Source organism: Streptomyces sp. NRRL B-3229 (assembly GCF_000719505.1).
In the GTDB taxonomy this organism is placed as follows: Bacteria; Actinomycetota; Actinomycetes; order Streptomycetales; family Streptomycetaceae; genus Streptomyces; species Streptomyces griseorubiginosus.
The window spans coordinates 330932-353209 of sequence record NZ_JOGP01000008.1 but is presented as its reverse complement, the minus strand read 5'-3'; the positions used below and the strand labels follow the sequence as shown (position 1 = coordinate 353209).

Sequence of the window (22278 nt, the reverse complement as noted above, 5' to 3'; positions counted from 1 at the left end):
GATGTCGTGTGCGCGGTGCGCGGGCTGACCAAGACCTATCCCGCGGTGCGCGGGCGGCGCGGGGCCCCGGGAACACCCGAGGTGCGAGCCACCGACGACGTACGCCTGGACATCCGCCGGGGTGAGATCTTCGGGCTGCTCGGGCCCAACGGCGCCGGCAAGACCACCCTCGTACGGCAGCTCACCGGGCTGATGCGGCCCGACAGCGGCAGCGTCGAGATCCTCGGCCACGACATCGTGCGCCACCCGGACCGGGCCTCGCGGATCCTCGCCTACCTCGGCCAGGAGTCCAGCGCCCTCGACGAACTGACCGTCTCCCTCGCCGCCGAGACCACCGGACGGCTGCGCGGGCTGGAGGCCAGGCAGGCGCGGGCCGAGCGGGACGCCGTACTCGACGAGCTCGGGCTCACGCCGATCGCCGGGCGGCCGCTGAAGAAGCTGTCCGGCGGCCAGCGGCGGCTCGCGTGCTTCGCGGCCGCGCTGGTGGGGGAGCGGCCGCTGCTCGTCCTTGACGAGCCGACCACCGGAATGGACCCCGTGGCGCGGCGCGCGGTGTGGTCCGCCGTGGACCGGCGACGGGCCGAGCACGGCGCCACCGTGCTCCTCGTCACCCACAACGTCATCGAGGCGGAGACGGTCCTGGACCGGGTCGCCGTCCTCGACCAGGGCCGTGTGATCGCCTGCGACACGCCCTCCGGTCTCAAGGAACAGGTCGCCGGGGAGGTCCGGGTGGACCTGGTGTGGCGCGAGGCGGCTCCGCTGCACGTCCCCGAGGTCGCCGCCCTCCAGGACCGGGCTGTGGCCGCCGGGCGCCGCTGGACCCTGCGGCTCGCCCCCGAGGAGGCCCGCGCGGTCGTCGCCACCGTCACCGGCGGGGCCGCGTTCGCCGCGCTGGACGACTTCACGCTCGCCACGCCCAGCCTGGAGGACGTGTACCTCGCGCTGGGCGGCGCTGCGCAGCAGGGGCTGGTGAAGGCATGAGCACGTTGAGTACGGGGACTGCCGTATCCGTACGTCACAGGGCGAGTGCCGGAGCGAAGAGGAGCAGAGCCACGTGAGTGTCGTACCCGCCGGGATCCTGTCCGGCGGCGCCCTGGCCGCCGAGGAGACGGACCGGGACGGGGCCGCCGAGCTGGGGCCCCGCGCCCGGCTGTGGCCCTCGCTGGCGGCCGTGTACCGCGCGCAGCTGTCCCGCGCGCGGGTCGCCCGCATCCCGCTGCTGTTCGTGGCGACCTTCCAGTCCATCGGGATCATGATCCTGATGCGGGGGGTCGTGGACGGCGGCGGCGAGGCGCAGTCCGTGGTCGCCGGTGCCTCGGTGCTCGTGGTCGCCTTCGTCGCGCTCAACCTGCTCGCGCAGTACTTCGGGCAGCTGCGGGCGAGCGGCGGGCTCGACCACTACGCCACCCTGCCGGTGCCGCCCGCGGCCGTGGTGCTGGGCGCGGCGGGCGCGTACGCCTCCTTCACCGTGCCCGGGACCGTGGTGACCGCCGTCTTCGGGTGTGTGCTGTTCGGGCTGCCGCTGGCGCATCTGTGGGTGCTGGTGGCGGTGATCCCGCTGGCGGGTGCGGCCCTGGCGGGGCTGGGGGCGGCTCTCGGGCTGCTCGCGCCCCGGCCGGAACTGGCCACGCTGCTGGGACAGCTCGGCATGTCCGCCGCGCTGCTGCTCGGGGTGCTGCCCGCCGACCGGATGCCCGAGGTGGTGCGGTTCGCCCGGGACCTGCTGCCGTCGACCTACGGCGTCGAGGCCTTCGCACGGACCTTCGGACCGCATCCCGACTGGGCCTTCGTGCTCGGGGACCTCGCCGTGTGCGGGGGCGTGGGCGTGGTCTCGCTGGCCGTCGCCACCTGGGCCTACCGTCGGGCGGCCGTCCGGTGACGCGCCGCACAGGCGGGCCTGGCACGATGTCAGGGTGACCGCACCATTGACTCCTCCTCCGCCGCCGCACGAACCCTCCTCGCACGACGCGTGGCAGGTTCCTGACGCCGGGTACGCGACTCCTTCCGACGTCGGGTACGGGCACGATGGGCCCGGGATGAGGACCGAGCTGCGGGAGGCCGCGGTGATCACGGTCTGTGTGGCGGTCCTCGGGGCGCTGCTCGGGGTGCTGTGGTGGTGGCTGGCGCCGCATGTGCCGCTCGTCGGGGACGTCGACGAGCGGGGGAGCTGGGTCGTCTATCTCAAGGACACCGAGGGCGAGCAGGCGGTGGGAGTGGACGGAACGTTCACGCTGCTGGCGCTCGCGTTCGGCCTGCTGAGCGCGCTGGCCGTGTTCCTCTGGCGACGGCGGGGCGGGGTGCCGCTGGTGGTCGGGCTGGCCGTCGGAGGGCTGCTGGGGTCGCTGCTCGCGTGGCGGGTGGGGATGTGGCTGGGACCCACGTCGGACGTGCTCGCGCACGCGAAGTCGGTGGGCAAGGGGGTGACGTTCTCCGCGCCGCTGCGGTTGGGGGCGAAGGGGGCGTTGCTGGTCTGGTCGTTCGCGGGCCTGGTCGTGCATCTGGGGCTCACGGCGTTGTTCGGCCCGCGGGATCCCGAGCCGGGGTACGGGGCGGTCGTACGTGACGACGGGCACGGGGCGCCCGTGCAGTAGGGGAGTTCTTCTCGCCCCCCGCCGCCCCTTCGACCCCGCCCCGTGACTACGCCGGGCGGCTGCCGTGGTTGCTGCGGCCCTTCTTCGTGCGCCACTTGCGTTTGCGGGTCTTCTTCGACATGTCTCTTCTGCTTAGTCGAGGAAGGGCGTCCCGTCGAGGGGTCAGGCGCGGGCGATGGGGGCCAGGGTGGCGTCGGTGAGGTGGGTGAGGTCCGTGGGGGAGAGTTCGACCTCCAGGCCCCTGCGGCCCGCCGAGACGCAGATCGTGGCGTGGGCGGAGGCCGAGGCGTCCAGGACCGTGGGGAGCTTCTTGCGCTGGCCGAGCGGGGAGATGCCGCCCCTGACGTAGCCCGTGGTGCGTTCGGCGAGGGTCGGGTCGGCCATCGCGGCCCGCTTGCCGGACACCGCCGTCGCCAGGGCCTTCAGGTCGAGGGAGCCCGCCACCGGGACCACGGCCACCGTGAGGGTGCCGTCCACGTCCGCGACGAGTGTCTTGAAGACGCGGTCCGGGGAGACCCCCATCGCTTCGGCCGCCTCCTCGCCGTAGGACGGGTGGGAGGGGTCGTGGTCGTAGGCGTGGACCGTGAACGAGACTCCCGCGGTGGTCAGGGCCACCGTCGCGGGGGTGCCTCCCGGCTGCTGCTTCTTCGCCTTCTTCGGCATCTGGTGCTTCCCCGGGCTCAGTTCAGACTCGTCGGGCCGCGCGTCAGGTCCGACGCGGGCAACGACGGAAGGTTACGGATGATCGCCGTCTCCGCGCGCAGGATCCGCAGTTCGTCGCGGAGGCGGGACGCGGTGTCGGGGGCCTGGAGCAGCCGCTGCTTCGTGGGCGTGTCCAGCATCATCGCCGCCGCCACCAGGTAGGACAGCACCGAGGGCTCGTCGGGCAGCTCCGCACCGCTCGACAGGGAGCGTTCCCGCGCCCCCGCCAGGCGCTTCTGGTACTGGCGGAAGGCCCTGAGCACCCCTTCGGCCAAGGGTCCCGACTCGTCGCCCGCCGTCTCCTCCAGCTCCTCCAGCTCGGCCGTGAGATACGGGCCCGAGGCGTCGACCGACACCAGCCGGACGCGGGTCGTGCCCGTCGCCAGGACCTCGAACGTGCCGTCGGGACGCTCCCGTACCGTCGCCGCGTCTGCCACGCAGCCGGTGGAATGGAAGGCATTGATCGGGTCCTCGCCGAAGCCGGTCGCCGGACCGCGCTCGGGCAGGGCCGTCGGGTCCGGCATCCCCGGTGCGCTGGGCGCCACCTCGTGGCCGTCGCGGATCGCCACGACGGCGAACCGGCGCGGCTCCTCCTCGGGCGTCTTCAGCAGTTCGCGCATCATGGCGCGATAGCGCTCCTCGAAGACGTTGAGAGGAAGCACCAGCCCCGGGAACAGCACTGAGTTCAGGGGGAAGAGCGGGAGCCGCACGGTGGTCACGGCGCCAAAGCCTAATGGCCTCCGGAGCGGACACGTCCCCCGTGCTCACTCCGTGGATGGATCAAGGCGTGCCGCCGGACCTCCTCGCGGACCTCCAGGAACCGGCCGAGCGGGTCCTCGGACTCCCCGCTCCAAGGGAACGAGGTGGCGTACGGGCCGATCATGCGCAGCTGGTCCAGCGCGTCCGTCCAGCGGCCGAGACGCACCAGGACGAACACCAGCTTGTTGCGGATCTCGGCCGGCCACGGGTCGGCCGCCGCGAACGTGGCGGACAGCTCGATCGCCCGGTCCGCCGCCGCGTCCGTCCGCTCGCGCGCCACCGCGTTGCCGGCGCCCTCGGTCAGACAGGCCAGCGTGGCCCGCGCGGGCAGTGCCTGGACGAGCGAGCCGGCCGGGGCGTCCTGGGCGGCCCGCTCGGCGAAGTCGAAGCACTCCCGGTGCGAGCCGCGCCAGGAGGTGGCCAGATAGCGCAGGGCGGCCACGTGGCAGCCGTAGTGGAGCGGGGCGCGGCGCACGGCCGCCTCCCACAGCTCGCCGAAGTAGGTGGGACCCGCCTGCGATCCGCGGGCGTGGTCCAGCGCGAGCCGCCAGGGCACCGGGTCGCGGTCCTCCCCGCGCGCGGCGGCCGTGATCAGCGGGCTCACCTCGCGCAGCAGCTCCGCGCGGGCCGGTGAGTCCCAGGCCCGGTCCACCGCGAGCTGTGCGCCCAGCAGCAGCCGGTCCACGTCCTGCGGGGCCTCGGCACGCCAGGTGTCGTACCACTCGGAGCGGGAGCGGGCGAAGGCGGCCAGCCGCCGGACGTACCGGTCGCGCAGCTCCCAGGCGGCGTCCTGGCGGGTCGCGGCGAGCAGCCGGGACGCGCGTTCGTACGAGCCCTGTCCGGCGGCGACCAGTGCGGGTCCGAGCCGGTCGTCGGGCGCGTCGAGCAGTACCTCGTCGTCGGCGATCAGTCCGCCGGTGAGGTAGGGGGGTCTCCGCGACGCGCGGAAGGGGGGCAGCAGAGCCATGGTGTCGACCATTGAAAGACCGCGGTTCCGGGTCGCGCCAGTGCGCACGTGCAACTCGTGGAAAGTTGTACGGCGGATGGTCAAGGAGAGGTAAAGAGCTGACCCTTGTTCACGTTATGCACCGTGGACCTCCTCAATTCCGCCGCAACAGCCGGGTCGCCCCGGCCGCGACCGTGGTGGCCAGGATCCAGCCCAGGAGAACCATCACCGCCGCCAGCCACTGCCAGCCGCCGCTCAGCTGCCAGAAGCCGACCTGCCCCAGGTCGACCACCGGAAGCAGCAGGTCCAGGGCGAACAGGGCGGGGTTCCAGGCTGGATGGTCGCCGCCCTTGAGCGGTGGATGGCTCGCGTGTGCGAACGCCACCGAGCTCGCCGCCCACAGCACCGCCATCCAGACGGCGGCCCGGCCGGGCCGGTACCCGTAGGCGACCGTCCAGTCCTGCACATAGCCCCACAACTTCGCCGCGGGGGGCAGCGTCTCCCGGCGCCGGCGCTGTTTGGCGAGCAGCACCTCGCGCGCGTCCTCGTCCTCGCCCCCGGCCCGCAGCACGGCGGCGAGCCGCTCGTACGGCTCCGGGTTGTACTCGGCGGTCGCCGCCGCCACCCAGTCCAGGCGCTCGGCCAGCGGGAAGGGGCCGTGCGGGACGAGGTTCTCGTAGACGAAGCCGCCCATGTGGAGGTTGCCGGGCCCAGGCCAGGCGGTCGCCCGGTCCACCAGGTTGGCGACCCGGGCCCCCGACAGGACCACCTTGCCGCGCTGCGGCTTCTCGCCGAGGAAGCGCAGCTCCGGGGCCTGGATCCGGCGCAGCGACAGCTCCTGCTCGTCGGTGAAGGTGAACCGGGCCCGCTCCAGGTCGACCGCGTCCCCGAACCGCCCGTCGTCCAGCCGGATCCCGCCCTGGCACTCGAAGCGCTGGATCCGCGTCCCGCGCGCGGGCGTCGCCCCGCTCAGCATCGAGGCGCCGACGCCCGCCGGGGTCAGGTACAGGGTGCGCTCGACGGTCAGCTGCGGGGCGTTCAGCGCGAGCCGGGTGTACGGGTTGTTCAGGCGGGCGCCGCGCAGGCTCAGCGAGACGCCGACGGTGGCGCTGCGCAGGCTCAGCTCGCCGTGCGACTCCAGGAGCTCGGCCTGGAGGTCCTGGCCGACGGTCATGCCGTCCGCGGCGATCGAACGGCCGCTGCGGTCGCGGTAGACGATCGCCTGGTTCATCAGCAGATCCGTGCCGATGTGCGCGTCGGTCAGCCGTACGCCGTTGTGGAACCGGCAGCGCGGCAGATGCAGATCGCCCTCGGTGTGCACCCGGGCCGCCTCCAGGCGCGGCACCGAGCAGTCCACGAACCGCGCGGTGGTGAAGCGGGCCTCGGGCAGCAGGATCTCCCGCTCGAAGCGGCAGCCCTTCATCTCCAGGTACGGCACGATCGTGCCGCCCGCGAGATCCAGGGTGCCGCTGACCTGCACACCGGTGAGCTTCAGGGACGCCACCCGGCCTGCCAGCGCCGGAGGCCCGTCCAGGAGCAGCCAGCAGATGATGCGCGCCCGCACCGTCCGTTCGGGCCCCCAGGGATGTCCGCCGTGCGGATCGTCGACGACGGTGTCGCCGCTGCTCAGGTCGTACACGGTGCCGTTGCGGAAGGCCTGCCACATGCCGGCCTCGGCGGCGGTCAGATCGTCCGGCAGGTCTCCGTCGCGGATGCCGGCCCCCTCGGTCACGATTAGTCCAGCTCCTTGCGGCTCGTGGGATGCGTACGACCGTTCATGCCCGGTGAGTAACCCCTCGAACGCTAGACGTGAAGGGGATCTTCCGGGTTGCGTATCAGCCATTGGAATGCGCGGACGGCCGCCGATGCGGGTCTGAGAGAATTGGCCCTGTGATCTCCCGAATCGATCTGCGCGGCGACGCCCTCCCCGAGGGCCCCGCCCTGCGCGACCTGCTGCCCCGAGCCGACTTCGACGTCTCGGCCGCCCTGGAGAAGGTGCGTCCGATCTGCGAGGCCGTGCATCATCGGGGTGACGCGGCGCTGATCGACTTCGCCGAGAAGTTCGACGGGGTGCGCCTGGACCGGGTGCGGGTGCCCCGGGCGGCGCTCGACAAGGCGCTCGAAGAGCTCGACCCGGCCGTGCGCGAGGCCCTGGAGGAGTCCATCCGCCGCGCCCGTCTCGTCCACCGCGAGCAGCGCCGGACCACCCGCACGACCCAGGTCGTGCCCGGCGGCAGCGTGACCGAGAAGTGGGTGCCGGTCGACCGGGTCGGGCTGTACGCGCCGGGCGGCCGGTCCGTCTACCCGTCCTCCGTGATCATGAACGTGGTGCCCGCGCAGGAGGCCGGCGTCGGGTCGATCGCCCTCGCCTCCCCGGCGCAGGCCGAGTTCGACGGCCTCCCGCACCCCACGATCCTCGCCGCCTGCGCGCTCCTCGGCGTCGACGAGGTCTACGCCGCCGGCGGCGCGACCGCCGTCGCGATGTTCGCGTACGGCACCGAGTCCTGCCCGCCCGCCGACATGGTCACCGGCCCCGGCAACATCTGGGTCGCCGCCGCCAAGCGGTACTTCACCGGGAAGATCGGCATCGACGCCGAGGCCGGCCCGACCGAGATCGCGGTCCTCGCGGACTCCACCGCCGACCCGGTGCACGTGGCGTCGGACCTGATCAGCCAGGCCGAGCACGACCCGCTGGCCGCCGCCGTCCTGGTCACCGACTCCATCGAACTCGCGGACGCGGTCGAGAAGGAACTGGAGCCGCAGGTCGCGGCCACCCGGCACGTCGAGGACCGGATCGTGCCCGCGCTGAAGGGCCGGCAGTCCGCGATCGTCCTGGTCGACGGCATCGACGAGGGCCTCAGGGTCGTCAACGCCTACGGCGCCGAGCACCTGGAGATCCAGACCGCGGACGCGGCCGCGGTGGCCGACCGGGTGCGCAACGCGGGCGCGATCTTCATCGGCCCCTGGGCCCCGGTCTCGCTGGGCGACTACGCGGCCGGGTCCAACCACGTGCTGCCGACCGGCGGTTGCGCCTGCCACTCCTCCGGACTGTCCGTGCAGTCCTTCCTGCGGGGCATCCACATCGTCGACTACACGCGCGACGCGCTCGCCGACATCGCCCGGCACGTGGTCACGCTGGCCGAGGCGGAGGACCTGCCGGCCCACGGCGCGGCGATCAAGGCACGGTTCGACTGGAAGGTTCCCGAGAGCAAGTGACCGGCATCGACGACCTCCCCGTACGGGACGAGCTGCGCGGCAAGTCCCCCTACGGCGCGCCCCAACTGGACGTCCCCGTACGGCTGAACACCAACGAGAACCCCTACCGGCTGCCCGAAGAGCTGGTCGAGCGCATCGCCGAGCGTGTCCGCGAGGCGGCTCGCGACCTCAACCGCTACCCGGACCGGGACGCGGTGGAACTGCGCACGCGGCTCGCCGAATACCTCACCGACACCTCCGGGCACGAGGTGGGCCTGGCCAACGTGTGGGCCGCCAACGGCTCCAACGAGGTCCTCCAGCAGCTGCTCCAGACCTTCGGCGGACCGGGCCGTACGGCGATCGGCTTCGAGCCGTCGTACTCGATGCACGCGCTCATCTCGCGCGGCACCGGCACCGGCTGGATCCCGGGTCCCCGCAATGCGGACTTCACGATCGACGTCGAGGCGGCCGTGCAGGCCATCGCCGCCGAGAAGCCGGACGTCGTGTTCATCACGACCCCCAACAACCCGACGGGCAACGCCGTCCCGCCCGAGACGGTCCTCGCGCTGTACGAGGCCGCCCAGGCGGCGAAGCCGTCCATGGTCGTGGTCGACGAGGCGTACATCGAGTTCAGCCACGGCGACTCGCTGCTGCCGCTCATCGAGGGACGGCCGCATCTCGTCGTCTCGCGGACCATGTCGAAGGCGTTCGGCGCGGCCGGGCTGCGGCTCGGCTACCTCGCCGCGCACCCGGCGGTCGTGGACGCCGTGCAGCTCGTACGGCTGCCCTACCACCTGTCGGCCGTCACCCAGGCGACCGCCCTGGCCGCCCTGGAGCACACCGACACGCTGCTCAAGTACGTCGAGCAGCTCAAGGCCGAACGGGACCGGCTGGTGAGCGAGCTGCGGGCGCTCGGGTTCGAGGTCGTGGAGTCGGACGCGAACTTCGTGCAGTTCGGGCGCTTCGACGACTCGCACGTGACCTGGCAGAAGATCCTCGACCAGGGCGTCCTGGTCCGGGACAACGGCATTCCGGGGTGGCTGCGGGTGTCCGCCGGCACCCCCGAAGAGAACGACGCGTTCCTCGACGCGGTCCGTGAGTTGACGAAGGAGCAGAGCACATGAACCGCGTGGGACGCGTGGAGCGAGTGACCAAGGAGACCTCGGTGCTCGTCGAGATCGATCTCGACGGCAGCGGAAAGGTCGATGTGTCGACAGGCGTCGGCTTCTACGACCACATGCTCGACCAGCTCGGTCGGCACGGTCTGTTCGACCTCACCGTGAAGACCGAGGGCGATCTGCACATCGACTCGCACCACACCATCGAGGACACCGCCCTCGCCCTCGGCGCCGCCTTCAAGCAGGCCCTCGGCGACAAGGTCGGCATCTACCGCTTCGGCAACTGCACGGTCCCGCTGGACGAGTCGCTCGCCCAGGTGACGGTGGACCTCAGCGGCCGCCCGTACCTCGTGCACACCGAGCCCGAGAAGATGGCGCCGATGATCGGCGAGTACGACACCACGATGACCCGGCACATCCTCGAGTCCTTCGTCGCCCAGGCCCAGATCGCGCTGCACGTGCACGTGCCGTACGGGCGCAACGCGCACCACATCGTGGAGTGCCAGTTCAAGGCGCTCGCCCGGGCCCTGCGCTACGCCTCCGAGCGTGACCCGCGCGCGGCCGGCATCCTCCCCTCCACGAAGGGCGCGCTGTGAACGGCCTGTCGACCCTGCTGATCGTCGTCGGCCTCTTCCTGGCCGGCGGCATCTACTCCTTCGTCAAGCAGAAGATGCCCAGGAGCCTGATCGTCCTGCTCTCCATCGCCGCCGGGATGTGCCTGGTCGCCGGCGTCATGCGGCTGGAGGTGTGGAGTTGAGCGCCTCCCCGTCGAAGAAGGTCGTCGTCTTCGACTACGGCTTCGGCAACGTGCGGTCCGCCGAGCGGGCCCTCGCGCGCGCGGGGGCCGAGGTCGAGATCACGCGCGACTACGACAGGGCCATGAACGCCGACGGTCTGCTGGTGCCGGGCGTCGGTGCCTTCGCCGCCTGCATCAAGGGCCTGCACGAGGCCCGCGGCGACTGGATCATCGACCGCCGGCTGTCCGGCGGGCGCCCGGTCATGGGCATCTGCGTCGGCATGCAGATCCTCTTCGCGCGCGGCATCGAGCACGGCGTGGAGTCCGAGGGCCTCGACGAGTGGCCCGGCTCGGTCGAGCCGCTCCAGGCCGACGTCGTGCCCCACATGGGCTGGAACACCGTCGACGCGCCGGCCGACTCCCAGCTGTTCGCCGGCCTGGACGCGGACGCCCGCTTCTACTTCGTGCACTCCTACGCCGTCCACGACTGGTCGCTGGAGACGCACAACAAGGCGATGACCGCGCCGAAGGTCACCTGGTCGACGCACGGCAAGCCCTTCGTGGCCGCCGTGGAGAACGGCGCCCTGTGGGCCACCCAGTTCCACCCCGAGAAGTCCGGCGACGCCGGTGCGCAGCTGCTGAACAACTGGATCGGAACCCTCTGATGCCCTCGAAGCTCGAACTCCTTCCCGCCGTGGACGTCCGCGACGGCCAGGCGGTCCGCCTCGTGCACGGCGAGTCCGGCACGGAGACCTCGTACGGCTCCCCGCTGGAGGCCGCCCTGTCCTGGCAGCGCTCGGGCGCCGAGTGGCTGCACCTGGTCGACCTGGACGCGGCCTTCGGCACCGGCGACAACCGGGAGCTGGTCCGCCAGGTCACCGAGGCGATGGACATCAAGGTCGAGCTGTCCGGCGGCATTCGCGACGACGCCTCCCTGGCAGCCGCCCTCGCCACCGGCTGCACCCGGGTGAACCTCGGCACGGCCGCCCTGGAGAGCCCGGAGTGGGTCGCGAAGGTGATCGCCGAGCACGGCGACAAGATCGCGGTGGGCCTGGACGTGCGCGGTACGACCCTCAAGGGCCGCGGCTGGACCAGCGAGGGCGGCGACCTCTACGAGGCGCTGGAGCGGCTCGACAAGGAGGGCTGCGCCCGGTACGTCGTCACCGACATCGCCAAGGACGGCACCCTCCAGGGCCCCAACCTGGAGCTGCTGCGCAACGTGTGCGCGGCGACCGACCGTCCCGTGGTGGCCTCCGGTGGCGTGTCCTCGCTGGACGACCTGCGGGCCATCGCCGAGCTGGTTCCCCTCGGTGTCGAGGGCTCCATCGTCGGGAAGGCGCTGTACGCGAAGGCGTTCACCCTTGAAGAGGCTTTGGAGGCGGTGGCTCAGTGAGCGATCTGCGACGCGTCGCGACCGGCGCGCCCTGGGAGGAGACCTTCGGGTACTCCCGCGCGGTGGAACTCCCCAACGGCCTGGTGCTGGTCTCCGGCTGCACCTCGATAGTGGACGGCGAGATCGCCGGAGGCGGTCCGTACGAGCAGACGGTCAACTCCTTCAACGTCGCCTTCGCGGCGCTGAAGGAGCTGGGGCTCGGCCGGGACGACGTGGTGCGGACCCGCATGTACATCACCCATGCCCGGGACGTGGACGATGTCGGCCGCGCCCACAAGGAGCTGTTCGACGCCGTCCGGCCCGCCGCGTCCCTGATCATCGTCTCCGGCTTCGTGGACCCCAGCCTGGTCGTCGAGGTCGAGGTGGAGGCGTTCCGAGGAGAGAGCGCGCCATGACCCTCGCCGTACGAGTGATCCCCTGCCTGGACGTGGACAACGGCCGGGTCGTCAAGGGCGTCAACTTCCAGAACCTGCGCGATGCGGGCGACCCCGTCGAGATGGCCAAGGTGTACGACGCCGAGGGCGCCGACGAGCTGACGTTCCTGGACATCACCGCGTCCTCGGGCAACCGCGAGACCACGTACGACGTGGTGCGCCGCACCGCCGAGCAGGTCTTCATCCCGCTCACGGTCGGCGGCGGTGTCCGTACGGCCGAGGACGTGGACAAGCTGCTGCGGGCCGGCGCGGACAAGGTCGGCGTGAACACCGCGGCCATCGCCCGTCCCGACCTGATCCGCGAGATCGCCGAGCGGTTCGGCCGGCAGGTGCTGGTGCTGTCGGTGGACGCGCGGCGCACCGGGACGGGTTCCTTCGAGGTGACCACCCACGGCGGTCGCAAGGGCACCGGCATCGACGCGGTCGAATGGGCGCACCGGGCCGCGGAACTGGGCGCCGGTGAGATCCTGCTCAACTCGATGGACGCGGACGGCACCAAGGACGGCTACGACCTGGAGATGATCGAGGCCGTCCGCAAGCACGTGACGGTCCCCCTGATCGCCTCCGGCGGCGCGGGAAAGCTGGACCACTTCCCCCCGGCCATCCAAGCGGGCGCGGACGCGGTCCTGGCAGCCTCGGTCTTCCACTTCGGCGACCTGCGCATCGGCGAGGTGAAGAACACGCTGAGGGAGGCGGGCCACCCGGTGAGGTGACGCCACGCTCGGCTTGAGCCCCGGTCGCCGGTGTCGGTGGCCGGGGCTTTCTCCCACGGAGACGCGCAAGAAAAGTTGCGCAAGAAATATTGTGCAACTTTTCTTTCGTATCTACGATCGGGGTCATGTCACACGAGCAGAACCGCCCGATCACCGACCTCGGCACTCTCAAGGCGCTGGCCCATCCGCTGCGGATGAAGCTCTACCGATGCCTCTGCGTGACACGGGCCGCCACCGCCTCCCACCTCGCCGACCAGGTCGACGAGGCCGTGTCCCTGGTCAGCTACCACCTGCGCAAGCTGGCCGAGCACGGGCTGATCGAGGAGGCCGAGGCGCAGAGCGGAGACGGCCGGGAACGCTGGTGGCAGCCCTCGTCCGAGGGCGTGAGCATCCGTGACCGGGACTTCCGGGACGCGCCCGAGCGGGCGGCGGCACACCTGGCGGCCACCCGGCTCTTCCACGAGCAGCGTGCCGACATGTACCGCCGCTACCTCGACGAACGGCCCACCTGGAGCGCCGAGTGGAACGCGGCCGCCCCGGACAGCGAGTCGCTGCTGCGGCTGACGGCCGGTGAACTGGACGAACTGCGCGAGGAGTTGCTGGCCCTCGCCAGGAAGTACGACGAAAAGGGCCGGGCCGCCGAGGCCGCCGGCGACAGCGAGGGGCGCGAGAACGTCGCGCTGCACGTGTACGGCTTCCCGTTCCGCGTCTGATCTCCGAGAGGGCCCCAGCAGTGACCTCCACCGACACCCTGCCCCCGTCGCTCGCCGACGCCGTCGAGACCCCGGCCCACCGCGACGGCAACGTCCTGCGCTGGCTCGCCGCCTACACCGCCTCGATGACGGGCGACAGCGTGTACTACATCGCCCTGTCCTGGGCGGCCGTCCAGTCCGGCACACCGGCTCAGGCCGGAGTCGTGATGTCGGTCAGCGCGCTGCCGCGGGCCCTGCTGATGCTGGCCGGCGGGGTGATCGCAGACCGGTTCGGGCCGCGCAGGGTCGTCATCGGCAGTGACGCGGTGCGCTGTGCGGCGGTGCTCGCGGTGGCGGCACTGCTGTACCTCGCAGAGCCCGGTCTGTGGGCGCTGGCCCTGCTGGCGTTCGTGTTCGGGACCGTCGACGCCGTCTTCATGCCGGCCGTGGGAGCCCTCCCCGCGCGCGTGACGACCCGTGGGCAGTTCACCCGCGTCCAGGGCATGCGGGGGCTCGGCATCCGCTTCGCCAGTGTCGTAGGGGGCCCGCTCGGTGGCCTCGCGGTGGCGGTCGGGGGAGCGGCGTCCGCGTTCGCCTTCGCGGGACTGCTGATCGCGATATCGGTGCCGCTGCTGGTGTCGGTGCGGATACGGGAGCCGGACCGGCAGGCTGCCGCCCCGAGTACCGGTGGCGAGAACCCCGCGGCGGGCGCCGTCCGCTCCGCCTGGAGCGACCTGCGGATCGGGCTGCGGTACATCCGCCGGCACCGGGTCCTCGCCCCGCTGATGCTCGCCGTCGCCCTCGGCGACCTCGGCTTCGTCGGGCCGCTCAACGTCGGGTTGACGCTGCTCGCCGACGAGCGCGGCTGGGGTTCCGCCGGGATGGGCTGGGTGCTGGGCGGGTTCGGAGCCGGGGCCAGCCTCGCCTCGCTGGTGCTGGCCGTGCGCGGGCGCGTGCCGCACGCCGGGCACGTGATGGTGTACGCCTGCCTCGGCGGGGCGGTCGCCATCGGCGCCCTGGCGTTCGTCCCCGGCGTCCTCGCGGCCGCCGGAGTCGCCCTGCTGATCGGACTGCTCGCCGGGCTCAGCGGCGCCCTGTGCGGCGCCCTGCTCCAGACCCAGGCTGACCCTGCCTACCTGGGCCGGGTCACCGCCGTGGCCGCACTGGTCAGCCTCGGCTTCGCACCGCTCAGCATGCCGCTGTCCGCCGCCGCGATCGGCACCTGGGGCACCGGCCCGGTGTTCGTCACCAGCGCGGCGGTGTGCGGCCTCGGCGGGCTCGTCGCCCTGTGCGCCCGGAACCTGCGGCGCGCCGAACTCCCAACGTGAACCGTTCGGGTCGGGGCGGAGGGCTCGCCAGGGCCAGCACGGCGGGGGCGGCTTGACGAGTCCCGCCCCCCGTCCCGCCCCTCAGATTCCGAGTTCCTTGGCCTCGTGGAGTTTGGCGATTGCTTCCTTGTCGCCCTCCAGGTCCACCTTGGCCGCGCTCTGGCGGCCGTAGAGGAACAGCAGGAGTTCGGAGGGTTCGCCGGTGGCCGTCACGACCGGGGTGCCGCGGTGGGCCACCGCTGTCTGGCCGTCCGGGCGGCGCAGCACCAGTCCGGTGGGGACGCTGCGGCCCATGAGGCGGGCGGTGCGTTCCAGGCGGGACCACAGGGTGTCCTGGAAGACCGGGTCCAGCTCGCGGGGCGTCCAGTCGGGGCGGGCGCGGCGGACGTCCTCCGTGTGGACGTAGAACTCGACCGTGTTCGACAGCTCGTCGACCTGCTTGAGCTGGAACGGCGAGAAACGCGGCGGGCCCGTACGGATGAGCTGGATCAGCTCCTCGTAGGGCTTCTCGGAGAACTCGGCCATCACCCGGTCCAGACGGGACGCGAGCTGCTTGATCACCAGGCCCCCGGCCGCGTCGGGGCGGCGCTCGCGCACGACCACGTGCGCCGCGAGATCGCGGGTGAGCCAGCCGTCGCACAGAGTGGGGGCGTCCGGGCCCTCGGCCTCCAACAGGTCGGCGAGGAGAAGTCGTTCACGCTTGGCGAAAGTCGACATGCAGTCAGCCTACGACCGTCTCACCGGTCCGCACAGTGGACACCCCACGGTCACTGTCAGTGGCGCGCGGCACAATGGCAGTCATGACCAGCACGCCCCCGCCCCGCAGCAGTCTCGACCCGGAGATCGCCGCGCGTCTCAAGCGCAGCGCCGACGGGCTCGTCCCCGCGATCGCCCAGCAGTACGACACCGGTGAGGTGCTCATGCTCGGCTGGATGGACGACGAGGCGCTGCACCGCACCCTGACCACCGGCCGCTGCACCTACTGGTCGCGCAGCCGCCGGGAGTACTGGGTCAAGGGCGACACCTCCGGCCACTTCCAGTGGGTCAAGTCCGTCTCCCTGGACTGCGACGCCGACACCGTGCTGGTGAAGGTGGACCAGGTCGGCGCCGCCTGCCACACCGGCGCGCGCACCTGCTTCGACGCCGACGTACTCCTCAAGGACGGCGCCGGTTCCGGTACCGCCCCCTCGGATCAGTAAGGTCAGCCGCCATGGACCTCGAGACCTTCCGCAAGCTCGCTACCGACCGGCGCGTCATCCCGGTCACGCGCAAGCTCCTCGCCGACGGCGACACCCCTGTCGCGCTCTACCGCAAGCTCGCCGCCGAGCGCCCCGGCACCTTCCTGCTGGAGTCCGCGGAGAACGGCCGCTCCTGGTCCCGGTACTCCTTCGTGGGCGTCCGCTCCGCCGCCACCCTCACCGCCCGCGACGGCCAGGCCCACTGGCTCGGCACCCCACCCGTCGGAGTCCCCGTCGAGGGCGACCCGCTCGCCGCCCTGCGCGCCACCATCGAGACCCTGCACACCCCCCACCAGGAGGGCCTGCCGCCCTTCACCGGCGGCATGGTCGGCTACCTCGGCTACGACATCGTCCGCCGCCTGGAGAAGATCGGCCCCGGCGAGCGCGACGACCTGAAGCTCCCCGAGCTGACCATGCTTCTGACCAGCGACCTCGCCGTCATGGACCACTGGGAGGGCTCGGTCCTGCTGATCGCCAACGCGATCAACCACAACGACCTCGACACCGGCGTCGACGAGGCCCACGCGGACGCGGTGGCCCGTCTGGACGCCATGGAGGCGGACCTGTCCCGCCCGGTGGCCCAGCCCCCGGCAGTCCTCCCGCCCTCCGAGCTCCCCGAGTACACCGCGCTGTGGGGCGGCCCCGACTTCCAGGCGGCCGTCGAGGACATCAAGGAGCGCATCCGGGCCGGCGAGGCCTTCCAGGTCGTCCCCTCCCAGCGCTTCGAGACGCCGTGCACGGCAAGCGCGTTGGACGTCTACCGGGTCCTGAGGGCCACGAACCCGTCCCCGTACATGTACCTGTTCCGCTTCGACGGCTTCGACGTCGTCGGTTCCTCCCCCGAGGCCCTGGTCAAGGTCGAGGACGGGCACGCCCTGGTCCACCCCATCGCCGGCACCCGCTGGCGCGGGGCGACCCCGCAGGAGGACCAGGCCCTCGCCGACGAGCTGCTCGCCGACCCGAAGGAGCGCGCCGAGCACCTCATGCTCGTCGACCTCGGGCGCAACGACCTCGGCCGGGTCTGCGAGCCCGGCTCGGTGGAGGTCGTCGACTTCATGTCCGTCGAGCGGTACTCCCACGTCATGCACATCGTCTCGACGGTCACCGGCAAGGTCGCCGAGGGCCGCACCGCCTTCGACGTCCTCACGGCCTGCTTCCCGGCCGGCACCCTCTCCGGTGCGCCGAAGCCCCGCGCGATGCAGATCATCGACGAACTCGAGCCGTCCCGGCGGGGGTTGTACGGCGGCTGCGTCGGCTACCTGGACTTCGCGGGCGACTCCGACACCGCGATCGCCATCCGCACCGCCCTGCTCAGGAACGGCACGGCCTACGTCCAGGCAGGCGCCGGAATCGTCGCCGACTCCGACCCGGTCGCCGAGGACACCGAGTGCCGCAACAAGGCGGCGGCGGTCCTCAGGGCCGTACACACCGCGAACCGCTTGGGCAAGTAGGGCGATTCTCACGGAACCCCGGGTAACCGTTCGCCCGGGGTTCGGGTGATAGTGGGGTACGTGACTGCCCTACCTCACCCCCGTTCCGAAGCCGCAGGACCCGCCAGGGCCGGCCGCCTCAGTCTCGCCGTAGCGCTGCTCGCCGGTGCCCTCGGCGCGGCCGTGGCGCTGCTCGCGACCCGTCAGCGATGGTCGGAGGGCACCGCGACGGTGGCCGGCGGCGCGTTTCCGCTGACCGCCAAGGGCAGCGACGTGACCGGTGTCCCGGCCGCGCTCGCCATAGTGGGCCTCGCCGCGCTCGTCGCCGTCTTCGCCGTACGCAAGGCCGGGCGGCTGCTGGTCGCCGGGGTGCTCGCGCTCTCCGGCGCCGGCATCGTGACGGCGGCGCTGATCGGGGCGGGGGACTCCTCCGCGCTGGACGAGCAGGCGGCGAAGGCCTCCGGCGACACCTCGGCGACGGTCACCGCGCTGAGCCACACCGCCTGGCCCTATGTGGCCGTGGTGGGTGGCGTGCTGATTCTTGTCGCCGGGTTGCTCGCTCTTCGCTACGGGCGGTTGTGGCCCGCGATGTCGGGGCGGTACGAGCGGGACGGAGTGCCCCGGGCACGTCGTAAGGCTGTCGTCGTGGATCCCGATCGGCCCGAGGACATCTGGAAGGCGCTCGATCGTGGGGAGGATCCGACCGGGGCGTAGCGCCGCACCAAAGCGACCCCCGAACACATCGGGACCCCGCGTACGGAAGAATGGGCCCGACATCACGTACTTCAGCACCTAGGAGCAAGCAATGGCGGGCAGCAGCCACGGTCACACCCCGGCCGCCTGGACCGGTGTCACTATCGCCTTCATCGGTTTCTGCGTCGCGGGCGTCTTCATGGTGATGGCCCAGCCGGCGGGGTTCTGGGCCGGTATGGCGATCGTGGTCATCGGCGGGATCATCGGCTGGATCATGAGCGCGATGGGGATGGGCATGCCCAAGGACGCCCACAAGCCGCTCGTCACCTCCAAGGCCGAAGCGGCGGACGCCAAGAGCTGACACGCACCGCGTGAGGGGGCGGTCCGGCCAGAAGCGCCGGGGCCGCCCCTCGCGCGTTCGGGGAGAGGGCGGGGGACAATGCCGGACGTGAACGCCGACACGCAGCGAGCGCTGCCCCCCGAAGGACTCCTGGGGCGGCTGGCCGTCCCGGCCGGGATCCTCGCGGCCGTCGCCGGGGCCTTCGCGTACGTGGGGACCGTGGACCCCAACCAGCCCGGCCACTACCCGGTCTGTCCGCTCTACCGGTTCACCGGCCTGTACTGCCCCGGCTGCGGCGGACTGCGCAGCGCGCACGCCTTTGTCCACGGCGACTTCCTCGCCGCGCTCCAGGACAACGCGATGGCCGTCGTGGGCTATCTGGGCTTCGCCGTGCTGTGGACCGTCTGGGTGGTCCGCGCGGCGCGCGGACGGCCGCTGCGGCTCGGTCTCGGGCCCGTGCAGCTGTGGACCGTGGGGACATTGGCGCTGGTCTTCACCGTTGTCCGGAACCTGCCGTTCGGTGGCTGGCTTCATCCTTGATCAACTGGTGAATGTCCAGGTAGTGGGAACGACGTCAACCGGATGCGAGCCCTACGCCCTCCTGCGGATACCATCGCAGTGACCACTGTTTTCATCGGTCGATGGAACTGTCAACCGTCTGGAAGGGGGCCGCTCGCGTGAGTGTGCTCGACGAGATCATCGACGGAGTCCGTGCCGACCTCGCGGAACGGCAGGCGCGCGTCAGCCTCGACGAGCTCAAGGAGCGCGCGGCGAAGGCTCCCGCGGCCAAGGACGGCGTGGCCGCCCTGCGCGGCGACGGCGTCAAGGTCATCTGCGAGGTCAAGCGCTCCAGCCCCTCCAAGGGCGCGCTGGCCGCGATCGCCGACCCGGCCGGGCTCGCCGCCGACTACGAGGCGGGCGGCGCGGCCGTCATCTCCGTCCTCACCGAACAGCGCCGCTTCGGCGGCTCGCTGGCCGACCTGGAGGCCGTCCGCGCGCGCGTGGACATCCCGGTCCTGCGCAAGGACTTCATCGTCACCTCGTACCAGCTCTGGGAGGCCCGGGCCTACGGCGCCGACCTCGCGCTGCTCATCGTCGCGGCCCTGGAGCAGCCCGCCCTGGAGTCCCTGATCGAGCGCGCCGAGTCCATCGGACTCACCCCGCTCGTCGAGGTCCACGACGAGGACGAGGTCGAGCGCGCGGTGGACGCGGGAGCGAAGGTCATCGGCGTCAACGCGCGTAATCTCAAGACCCTCGAGGTCGACCGCGGCACCTTCGAGCGCGTGGCCCCCGAGATCCCGGCCAACCTGGTCAAGATCGCCGAGTCCGGCGTCCGCGGCCCCCACGACCTGATCGCCTACGCCAACGCAGGCGCCGACGCGGTCCTGGTCGGCGAGTCCCTGGTGACCGGCAAGGACCCGAAGACGGCGGTCGCCGACCTCGTGGCGGCGGGCGAGCACCCTGCCCTTCGGCACGGGCGCGGATGATCTTTCGCTAGGCTTGCCTCGATGACTCTGACCCTGACGGCTGTCGACCGGCACGCACGCCTCGCGCGTGGCTGCCGGCCCCGAGGCTGCCGCGCGCCGGCCCGCAGGGTCCACGGCCGCAGGGTCAGGTATGTCATCGGAGACGAACCCGGGCAGGTCAACGGTCGCCGATGGCGAGGCTTCTAGGGGCGCGGGGAACTGCGCGACCAGCCGCTGACGGCCTGTAGTCGGTCGGCTACCCACGCCCCCACGGCGCTTAGTGTCTCTTTCACGCACTCACCGTGAGGTACTGCCATGCCCAGCGAGTTCTTCATCCCCGACCCGGAGGGTCAGGTCCCGAGCCCCGAAGGCTACTTCGGGGCTTTCGGCGGCAAGTTCATCCCGGAGGCCCTCGTCGCCGCCGTGGACGAGGTCGCCGTCGAGTACGACAAGGCCAAGCACGACCCCGAGTTCGCGCGCGAGCTCGACGACCTGCTGGTCAACTACACCGGCCGCCCGAGTTCGCTCACCGAGGTCCCCCGGTTCGCGGAGCACGCGGGTGGCGCCCGGATCTTCCTCAAGCGGGAAGACCTCAACCACACCGGCTCCCACAAGATCAACAACGTGCTCGGCCAGGCCCTGCTCACCAGGCGCATGGGCAAGACCCGCGTGATCGCCGAGACCGGCGCCGGCCAGCACGGCGTCGCGACCGCGACGGCCTGCGCGCTGTTCGGGCTCGAGTGCACGATCTACATGGGCGAGATCGACACCCAGCGCCAGGCCCTCAACGTGGCCCGGATGCGCATGCTCGGCGCCGAGGTCATCGCCGTGAAGTCGGGATCGCGCACCCTCAAGGACGCGATCAACGAGGCCTTCCGCGACTGGGTCGCCAACGTCGACCGCACCCACTACCTGTTCGGCACGGTCGCCGGACCGCACCCCTTCCCGGCCATGGTCCGCGACTTCCACCGCGTGATCGGCGTCGAGGCCCGCCGTCAGCTCCTGGAGCGGGCCGGCCGGCTGCCCGACGCGGCCATCGCCTGCGTCGGCGGCGGCTCCAACGCCATCGGCCTCTTCCACGCCTTCATCCCCGACACCGCCGTACGCCTCATCGGCTGCGAGCCCGCCGGACACGGCGTGGAGACCGGCGAGCACGCGGCCACCCTCACCGCGGGCGAGCCCGGCATCCTGCACGGCTCCCGCTCCTACGTCCTCCAGGACGAGGAGGGCCAGATCACCGAGCCGTACTCCATCTCGGCCGGTCTGGACTACCCCGGCATCGGCCCCGAGCACTCCTACCTCAAGGACTCCGGGCGCGGCGAGTACCGCGCGGTCACCGACGACGCGGCCATGCAGGCCCTGCGCCTGCTGTCCCGCACCGAGGGCATCATCCCGGCCATCGAGAGCGCCCACGCGCTGGCCGGCGCCCTGGAGGTCGGCAAGGAGCTCGGCAAGGACGGGCTGATCGTCGTCAACCTGTCAGGGCGTGGCGACAAGGACATGGACACCGCCGCACGCTACTTCGGCCTCTACGACACCGACGCGGCCGTCGCCGCGGACGAGGCCGGCACCGGCGCGGAGATCGAGGGGGACGCCAAGTGAGCGGCAACATCCAGCTGTTGACCGACACCCTCGCCGCCGCCAGGGCCGAGGGCCGCTCCGCGCTCATCGCCTACCTCCCGGCCGGGTTCCCGACCGTGGACGGCGGCATCGAGGCGATCAAGGCCGTCTTCGACGGCGGCGCGGACATCGTGGAGGTCGGCCTGCCGCACAGCGACCCCGTCCTCGACGGTCCCGTCATCCAGACCGCCGACGACATCGCCCTGCGCGGCGGCGTCAAGATCGCGGACGTCATGCGCACGGTCAAGGAGGCCCACGAGGCCACCGGGAAGCCGGTGCTCGTGATGACGTACTGGAACCCCATCGACCGCTACGGCGTCGAGCGCTTCACCGCCGAACTCGCCCAGGCGGGCGGCGCGGGCTGCATCCTGCCCGACCTGCCGGTGCAGGAGTCGGCGCTGTGGCGGGAGCACGCCGAGAAGCACGGGCTCGCCACGGTCTTCGTGGTCGCGCCCAGCAGCAGGGACGCGCGCCTCGCCGAGATCACCGCTGCGGGCAGCGGATTCGTGTACGCCGCCTCGCTGATGGGCGTCACCGGCACCCGCGAGTCGGTGGGCGCGCAGGCCCAGGACCTCGTCGAGCGCACCCGGGCCGCCGGCGGCGGCCTTCCCGTGTGCGTCGGGCTCGGTGTCTCCAACGCGCAGCAGGCCGCCGAGGTGGCCGGCTTCGCCGACGGGGTGATCGTCGGCTCGGCCTTCGTGAAGCGGATGCTGGACGCGCCCGACGACAAGGCCGGCATCGAGGGCGTCCGCGAACTCGCCGCCGAACTGGCCAAGGGCGTGCGCCGACAGGCGTAGGCGCACCGCGCCCGTCATGGCGTAACGGACGGTTCGATCACTCGAACGGGTGGACCTGGGGCCGGGGAGGCGCGGTGCGCCTCCCCG

At 72.0% G+C, this 22278-nt stretch carries 27 protein-coding genes; 22 read left to right on the top strand and 5 right to left on the bottom strand.

Annotation, left to right across the window (positions count from 1 at the left end; genetic code table 11):
• Window positions 1-6 precede the first annotated feature (6 nt).
• From IF54_RS0115890 to IF54_RS0115880, 3 genes are all read left to right on the top strand, one after another.
• Window positions 7-981 carry an ABC transporter ATP-binding protein gene (locus IF54_RS0115890; protein WP_030318940.1) on the top strand — a complete coding sequence of 325 codons (975 nt, stop codon included), beginning with the start codon at window positions 7-9 and terminating at the stop codon, window positions 979-981.
• Between the two features lie 73 nt (window positions 982-1054).
• Window positions 1055-1879, top strand: a complete 825-nt coding sequence (locus tag IF54_RS0115885) for an ABC transporter permease (protein WP_030318937.1) — start codon at window positions 1055-1057, stop codon at window positions 1877-1879.
• 34 nt (window positions 1880-1913) lie between these two features.
• A complete protein-coding gene (locus IF54_RS0115880) occupies window positions 1914-2591 on the top strand; it encodes a DUF2567 domain-containing protein (RefSeq protein WP_078851989.1) in 678 nt (225 codons plus the stop codon).
• Between the two features lie 162 nt (window positions 2592-2753).
• Here IF54_RS0115880 and ybaK read toward each other — a convergent pair whose 3' ends face one another.
• The 4 genes from ybaK to IF54_RS0115860 form a co-directional block, all read right to left on the bottom strand.
• Window positions 2754-3254 carry a Cys-tRNA(Pro) deacylase gene (ybaK, locus tag IF54_RS0115875; RefSeq protein WP_030318933.1) on the bottom strand — a complete coding sequence of 167 codons (501 nt, stop codon included), beginning with the start codon at window positions 3252-3254 and terminating at the stop codon, window positions 2754-2756.
• Between the two features lie 17 nt (window positions 3255-3271).
• A complete protein-coding gene (locus IF54_RS0115870; protein ID WP_030318928.1) occupies window positions 3272-4012 on the bottom strand; it encodes an LON peptidase substrate-binding domain-containing protein in 741 nt (246 codons plus the stop codon).
• 11 nt (window positions 4013-4023) lie between these two features.
• On the bottom strand, window positions 4024-5031 hold the full coding sequence (locus IF54_RS0115865; protein ID WP_030318926.1) for a hypothetical protein: 1008 nt from the start codon (window positions 5029-5031) through the stop codon (window positions 4024-4026).
• A gap of 121 nt (window positions 5032-5152) precedes the next feature.
• Window positions 5153-6730, bottom strand: a complete 1578-nt coding sequence (locus IF54_RS0115860) for a hypothetical protein (RefSeq protein WP_030318924.1) — start codon at window positions 6728-6730, stop codon at window positions 5153-5155.
• 158 nt (window positions 6731-6888) lie between these two features.
• On the opposite strand from IF54_RS0115860, the gene hisD reads away from it, so the two are divergent.
• The 10 genes from hisD (at window position 6889) to IF54_RS0115810 (ending at window position 14607) form a co-directional block, all read left to right on the top strand.
• Entirely contained in the window at window positions 6889-8214 is a 1326-nt protein-coding gene (gene hisD, locus IF54_RS0115855; protein WP_030318923.1) for a histidinol dehydrogenase, read from the top strand.
• Window positions 8211-9317, top strand: a complete 1107-nt coding sequence (locus tag IF54_RS0115850; protein ID WP_030318921.1) for a histidinol-phosphate transaminase — start codon at window positions 8211-8213, stop codon at window positions 9315-9317. Before hisD ends, IF54_RS0115850 begins: the two co-directional genes overlap by 4 nt.
• Window positions 9314-9907, top strand: coding sequence for an imidazoleglycerol-phosphate dehydratase HisB (hisB, locus tag IF54_RS0115845; RefSeq protein WP_030318918.1), 594 nt, complete (start codon window positions 9314-9316; stop codon window positions 9905-9907). The genes IF54_RS0115850 and hisB overlap by 4 nt, the downstream gene beginning before the upstream one ends.
• Window positions 9904-10068 (top strand): hypothetical protein, encoded by a 165-nt coding sequence (locus IF54_RS43005; RefSeq protein WP_020137490.1) that lies wholly within the window; start codon window positions 9904-9906, stop codon window positions 10066-10068. The genes hisB and IF54_RS43005 overlap by 4 nt, the downstream gene beginning before the upstream one ends.
• The gene (hisH, locus tag IF54_RS0115835) at window positions 10065-10712 is read left to right on the top strand and encodes an imidazole glycerol phosphate synthase subunit HisH (RefSeq protein ID WP_030318916.1); all 648 of its coding nucleotides are present in this window, start codon (window positions 10065-10067) and stop codon (window positions 10710-10712) included. The genes IF54_RS43005 and hisH overlap by 4 nt, the downstream gene beginning before the upstream one ends.
• Window positions 10712-11440 carry a bifunctional 1-(5-phosphoribosyl)-5-((5-phosphoribosylamino)methylideneamino)imidazole-4-carboxamide isomerase/phosphoribosylanthranilate isomerase PriA gene (gene priA, locus IF54_RS0115830; RefSeq protein ID WP_030318915.1) on the top strand — a complete coding sequence of 243 codons (729 nt, stop codon included), beginning with the start codon at window positions 10712-10714 and terminating at the stop codon, window positions 11438-11440. Before hisH ends, priA begins: the two co-directional genes overlap by 1 nt.
• Window positions 11437-11835, top strand: a complete 399-nt coding sequence (locus tag IF54_RS0115825) for a RidA family protein (RefSeq protein ID WP_030318914.1) — start codon at window positions 11437-11439, stop codon at window positions 11833-11835. The genes priA and IF54_RS0115825 overlap by 4 nt, the downstream gene beginning before the upstream one ends.
• Window positions 11832-12587 (top strand): imidazole glycerol phosphate synthase subunit HisF, encoded by a 756-nt coding sequence (gene hisF, locus IF54_RS0115820; RefSeq protein ID WP_030318912.1) that lies wholly within the window; start codon window positions 11832-11834, stop codon window positions 12585-12587. Before IF54_RS0115825 ends, hisF begins: the two co-directional genes overlap by 4 nt.
• A 125-nt stretch (window positions 12588-12712) precedes the next feature.
• Window positions 12713-13300 (top strand): ArsR/SmtB family transcription factor, encoded by a 588-nt coding sequence (locus tag IF54_RS0115815; RefSeq protein WP_030318910.1) that lies wholly within the window; start codon window positions 12713-12715, stop codon window positions 13298-13300.
• A gap of 125 nt (window positions 13301-13425) precedes the next feature.
• Entirely contained in the window at window positions 13426-14607 is a 1182-nt protein-coding gene (locus tag IF54_RS0115810) for an MFS transporter (protein ID WP_420790364.1), read from the top strand.
• Between the two features lie 81 nt (window positions 14608-14688).
• Here IF54_RS0115810 and IF54_RS0115805 read toward each other — a convergent pair whose 3' ends face one another.
• Window positions 14689-15324, bottom strand: a complete 636-nt coding sequence (locus tag IF54_RS0115805) for a TIGR03085 family metal-binding protein (RefSeq protein WP_030318905.1) — start codon at window positions 15322-15324, stop codon at window positions 14689-14691.
• Window positions 15325-15407: 83 nt separating this feature from the next.
• Here IF54_RS0115805 and hisI point away from each other — a divergent pair, with 83 nt between their 5' ends.
• The 9 genes from hisI (at window position 15408) to trpA (ending at window position 22191) form a co-directional block, all read left to right on the top strand.
• Window positions 15408-15806 carry a phosphoribosyl-AMP cyclohydrolase gene (hisI, locus tag IF54_RS0115800; protein ID WP_030318903.1) on the top strand — a complete coding sequence of 133 codons (399 nt, stop codon included), beginning with the start codon at window positions 15408-15410 and terminating at the stop codon, window positions 15804-15806.
• Window positions 15807-15817: 11 nt separating this feature from the next.
• Entirely contained in the window at window positions 15818-17296 is a 1479-nt protein-coding gene (locus tag IF54_RS0115795; protein WP_030318901.1) for an anthranilate synthase component I, read from the top strand.
• A 51-nt stretch (window positions 17297-17347) separates the two neighbouring features.
• Window positions 17348-17989, top strand: coding sequence for a TIGR02234 family membrane protein (locus IF54_RS0115790; RefSeq protein WP_030318899.1), 642 nt, complete (start codon window positions 17348-17350; stop codon window positions 17987-17989).
• A 91-nt stretch (window positions 17990-18080) separates the two neighbouring features.
• Entirely contained in the window at window positions 18081-18329 is a 249-nt protein-coding gene (locus IF54_RS0115785) for an HGxxPAAW family protein (RefSeq protein ID WP_030318897.1), read from the top strand.
• A gap of 78 nt (window positions 18330-18407) precedes the next feature.
• Window positions 18408-18848, top strand: coding sequence for a DUF2752 domain-containing protein (locus IF54_RS0115780; protein WP_030318895.1), 441 nt, complete (start codon window positions 18408-18410; stop codon window positions 18846-18848).
• Window positions 18849-18985: 137 nt separating this feature from the next.
• Window positions 18986-19795: an indole-3-glycerol phosphate synthase TrpC gene (trpC, locus tag IF54_RS0115775; RefSeq protein WP_030318893.1), complete on the top strand. Its 810-nt coding sequence runs from the start codon at window positions 18986-18988 to the stop codon at window positions 19793-19795.
• Between the two features lie 21 nt (window positions 19796-19816).
• Window positions 19817-19981, top strand: a complete 165-nt coding sequence (trpM, locus tag IF54_RS44175) for a tryptophan biosynthesis modulator TrpM (protein ID WP_107047838.1) — start codon at window positions 19817-19819, stop codon at window positions 19979-19981.
• A 108-nt stretch (window positions 19982-20089) separates the two neighbouring features.
• Window positions 20090-21376, top strand: a complete 1287-nt coding sequence (gene trpB, locus IF54_RS0115770) for a tryptophan synthase subunit beta (RefSeq protein WP_030318891.1) — start codon at window positions 20090-20092, stop codon at window positions 21374-21376.
• On the top strand, window positions 21373-22191 hold the full coding sequence (gene trpA / locus IF54_RS0115765; RefSeq protein WP_030318890.1) for a tryptophan synthase subunit alpha: 819 nt from the start codon (window positions 21373-21375) through the stop codon (window positions 22189-22191). Before trpB ends, trpA begins: the two co-directional genes overlap by 4 nt.
• Window positions 22192-22278 lie beyond the last annotated feature (87 nt).

Coding starts and splice junctions, on each gene's coding strand:
- ybaK (WP_030318933.1), bottom strand. CDS start 3,254: ATGCCGAAGAAGGCGAAGAAGCAGCAGCCGGGAGGCACCCCCGCGACG.
- IF54_RS0115865 (WP_030318926.1), bottom strand. CDS start 5,031: ATGGTCGACACCATGGCTCTGCTGCCCCCCTTCCGCGCGTCGCGGAGA.
- hisB (WP_030318918.1), top strand. CDS start 9,314: ATGAACCGCGTGGGACGCGTGGAGCGAGTGACCAAGGAGACCTCGGTG.
- priA (WP_030318915.1), top strand. CDS start 10,712: ATGCCCTCGAAGCTCGAACTCCTTCCCGCCGTGGACGTCCGCGACGGC.
- hisF (WP_030318912.1), top strand. CDS start 11,832: ATGACCCTCGCCGTACGAGTGATCCCCTGCCTGGACGTGGACAACGGC.
- IF54_RS0115815 (WP_030318910.1), top strand. CDS start 12,713: ATGTCACACGAGCAGAACCGCCCGATCACCGACCTCGGCACTCTCAAG.
- IF54_RS0115810 (WP_420790364.1), top strand. CDS start 13,426: ATGACGGGCGACAGCGTGTACTACATCGCCCTGTCCTGGGCGGCCGTC.
- IF54_RS0115805 (WP_030318905.1), bottom strand. CDS start 15,324: ATGTCGACTTTCGCCAAGCGTGAACGACTTCTCCTCGCCGACCTGTTG.
- hisI (WP_030318903.1), top strand. CDS start 15,408: ATGACCAGCACGCCCCCGCCCCGCAGCAGTCTCGACCCGGAGATCGCC.
- IF54_RS0115795 (WP_030318901.1), top strand. CDS start 15,818: ATGGACCTCGAGACCTTCCGCAAGCTCGCTACCGACCGGCGCGTCATC.
- IF54_RS0115785 (WP_030318897.1), top strand. CDS start 18,081: ATGGCGGGCAGCAGCCACGGTCACACCCCGGCCGCCTGGACCGGTGTC.
- IF54_RS0115780 (WP_030318895.1), top strand. CDS start 18,408: ATGCCGGACGTGAACGCCGACACGCAGCGAGCGCTGCCCCCCGAAGGA.
- trpM (WP_107047838.1), top strand. CDS start 19,817: ATGACTCTGACCCTGACGGCTGTCGACCGGCACGCACGCCTCGCGCGT.
- trpB (WP_030318891.1), top strand. CDS start 20,090: ATGCCCAGCGAGTTCTTCATCCCCGACCCGGAGGGTCAGGTCCCGAGC.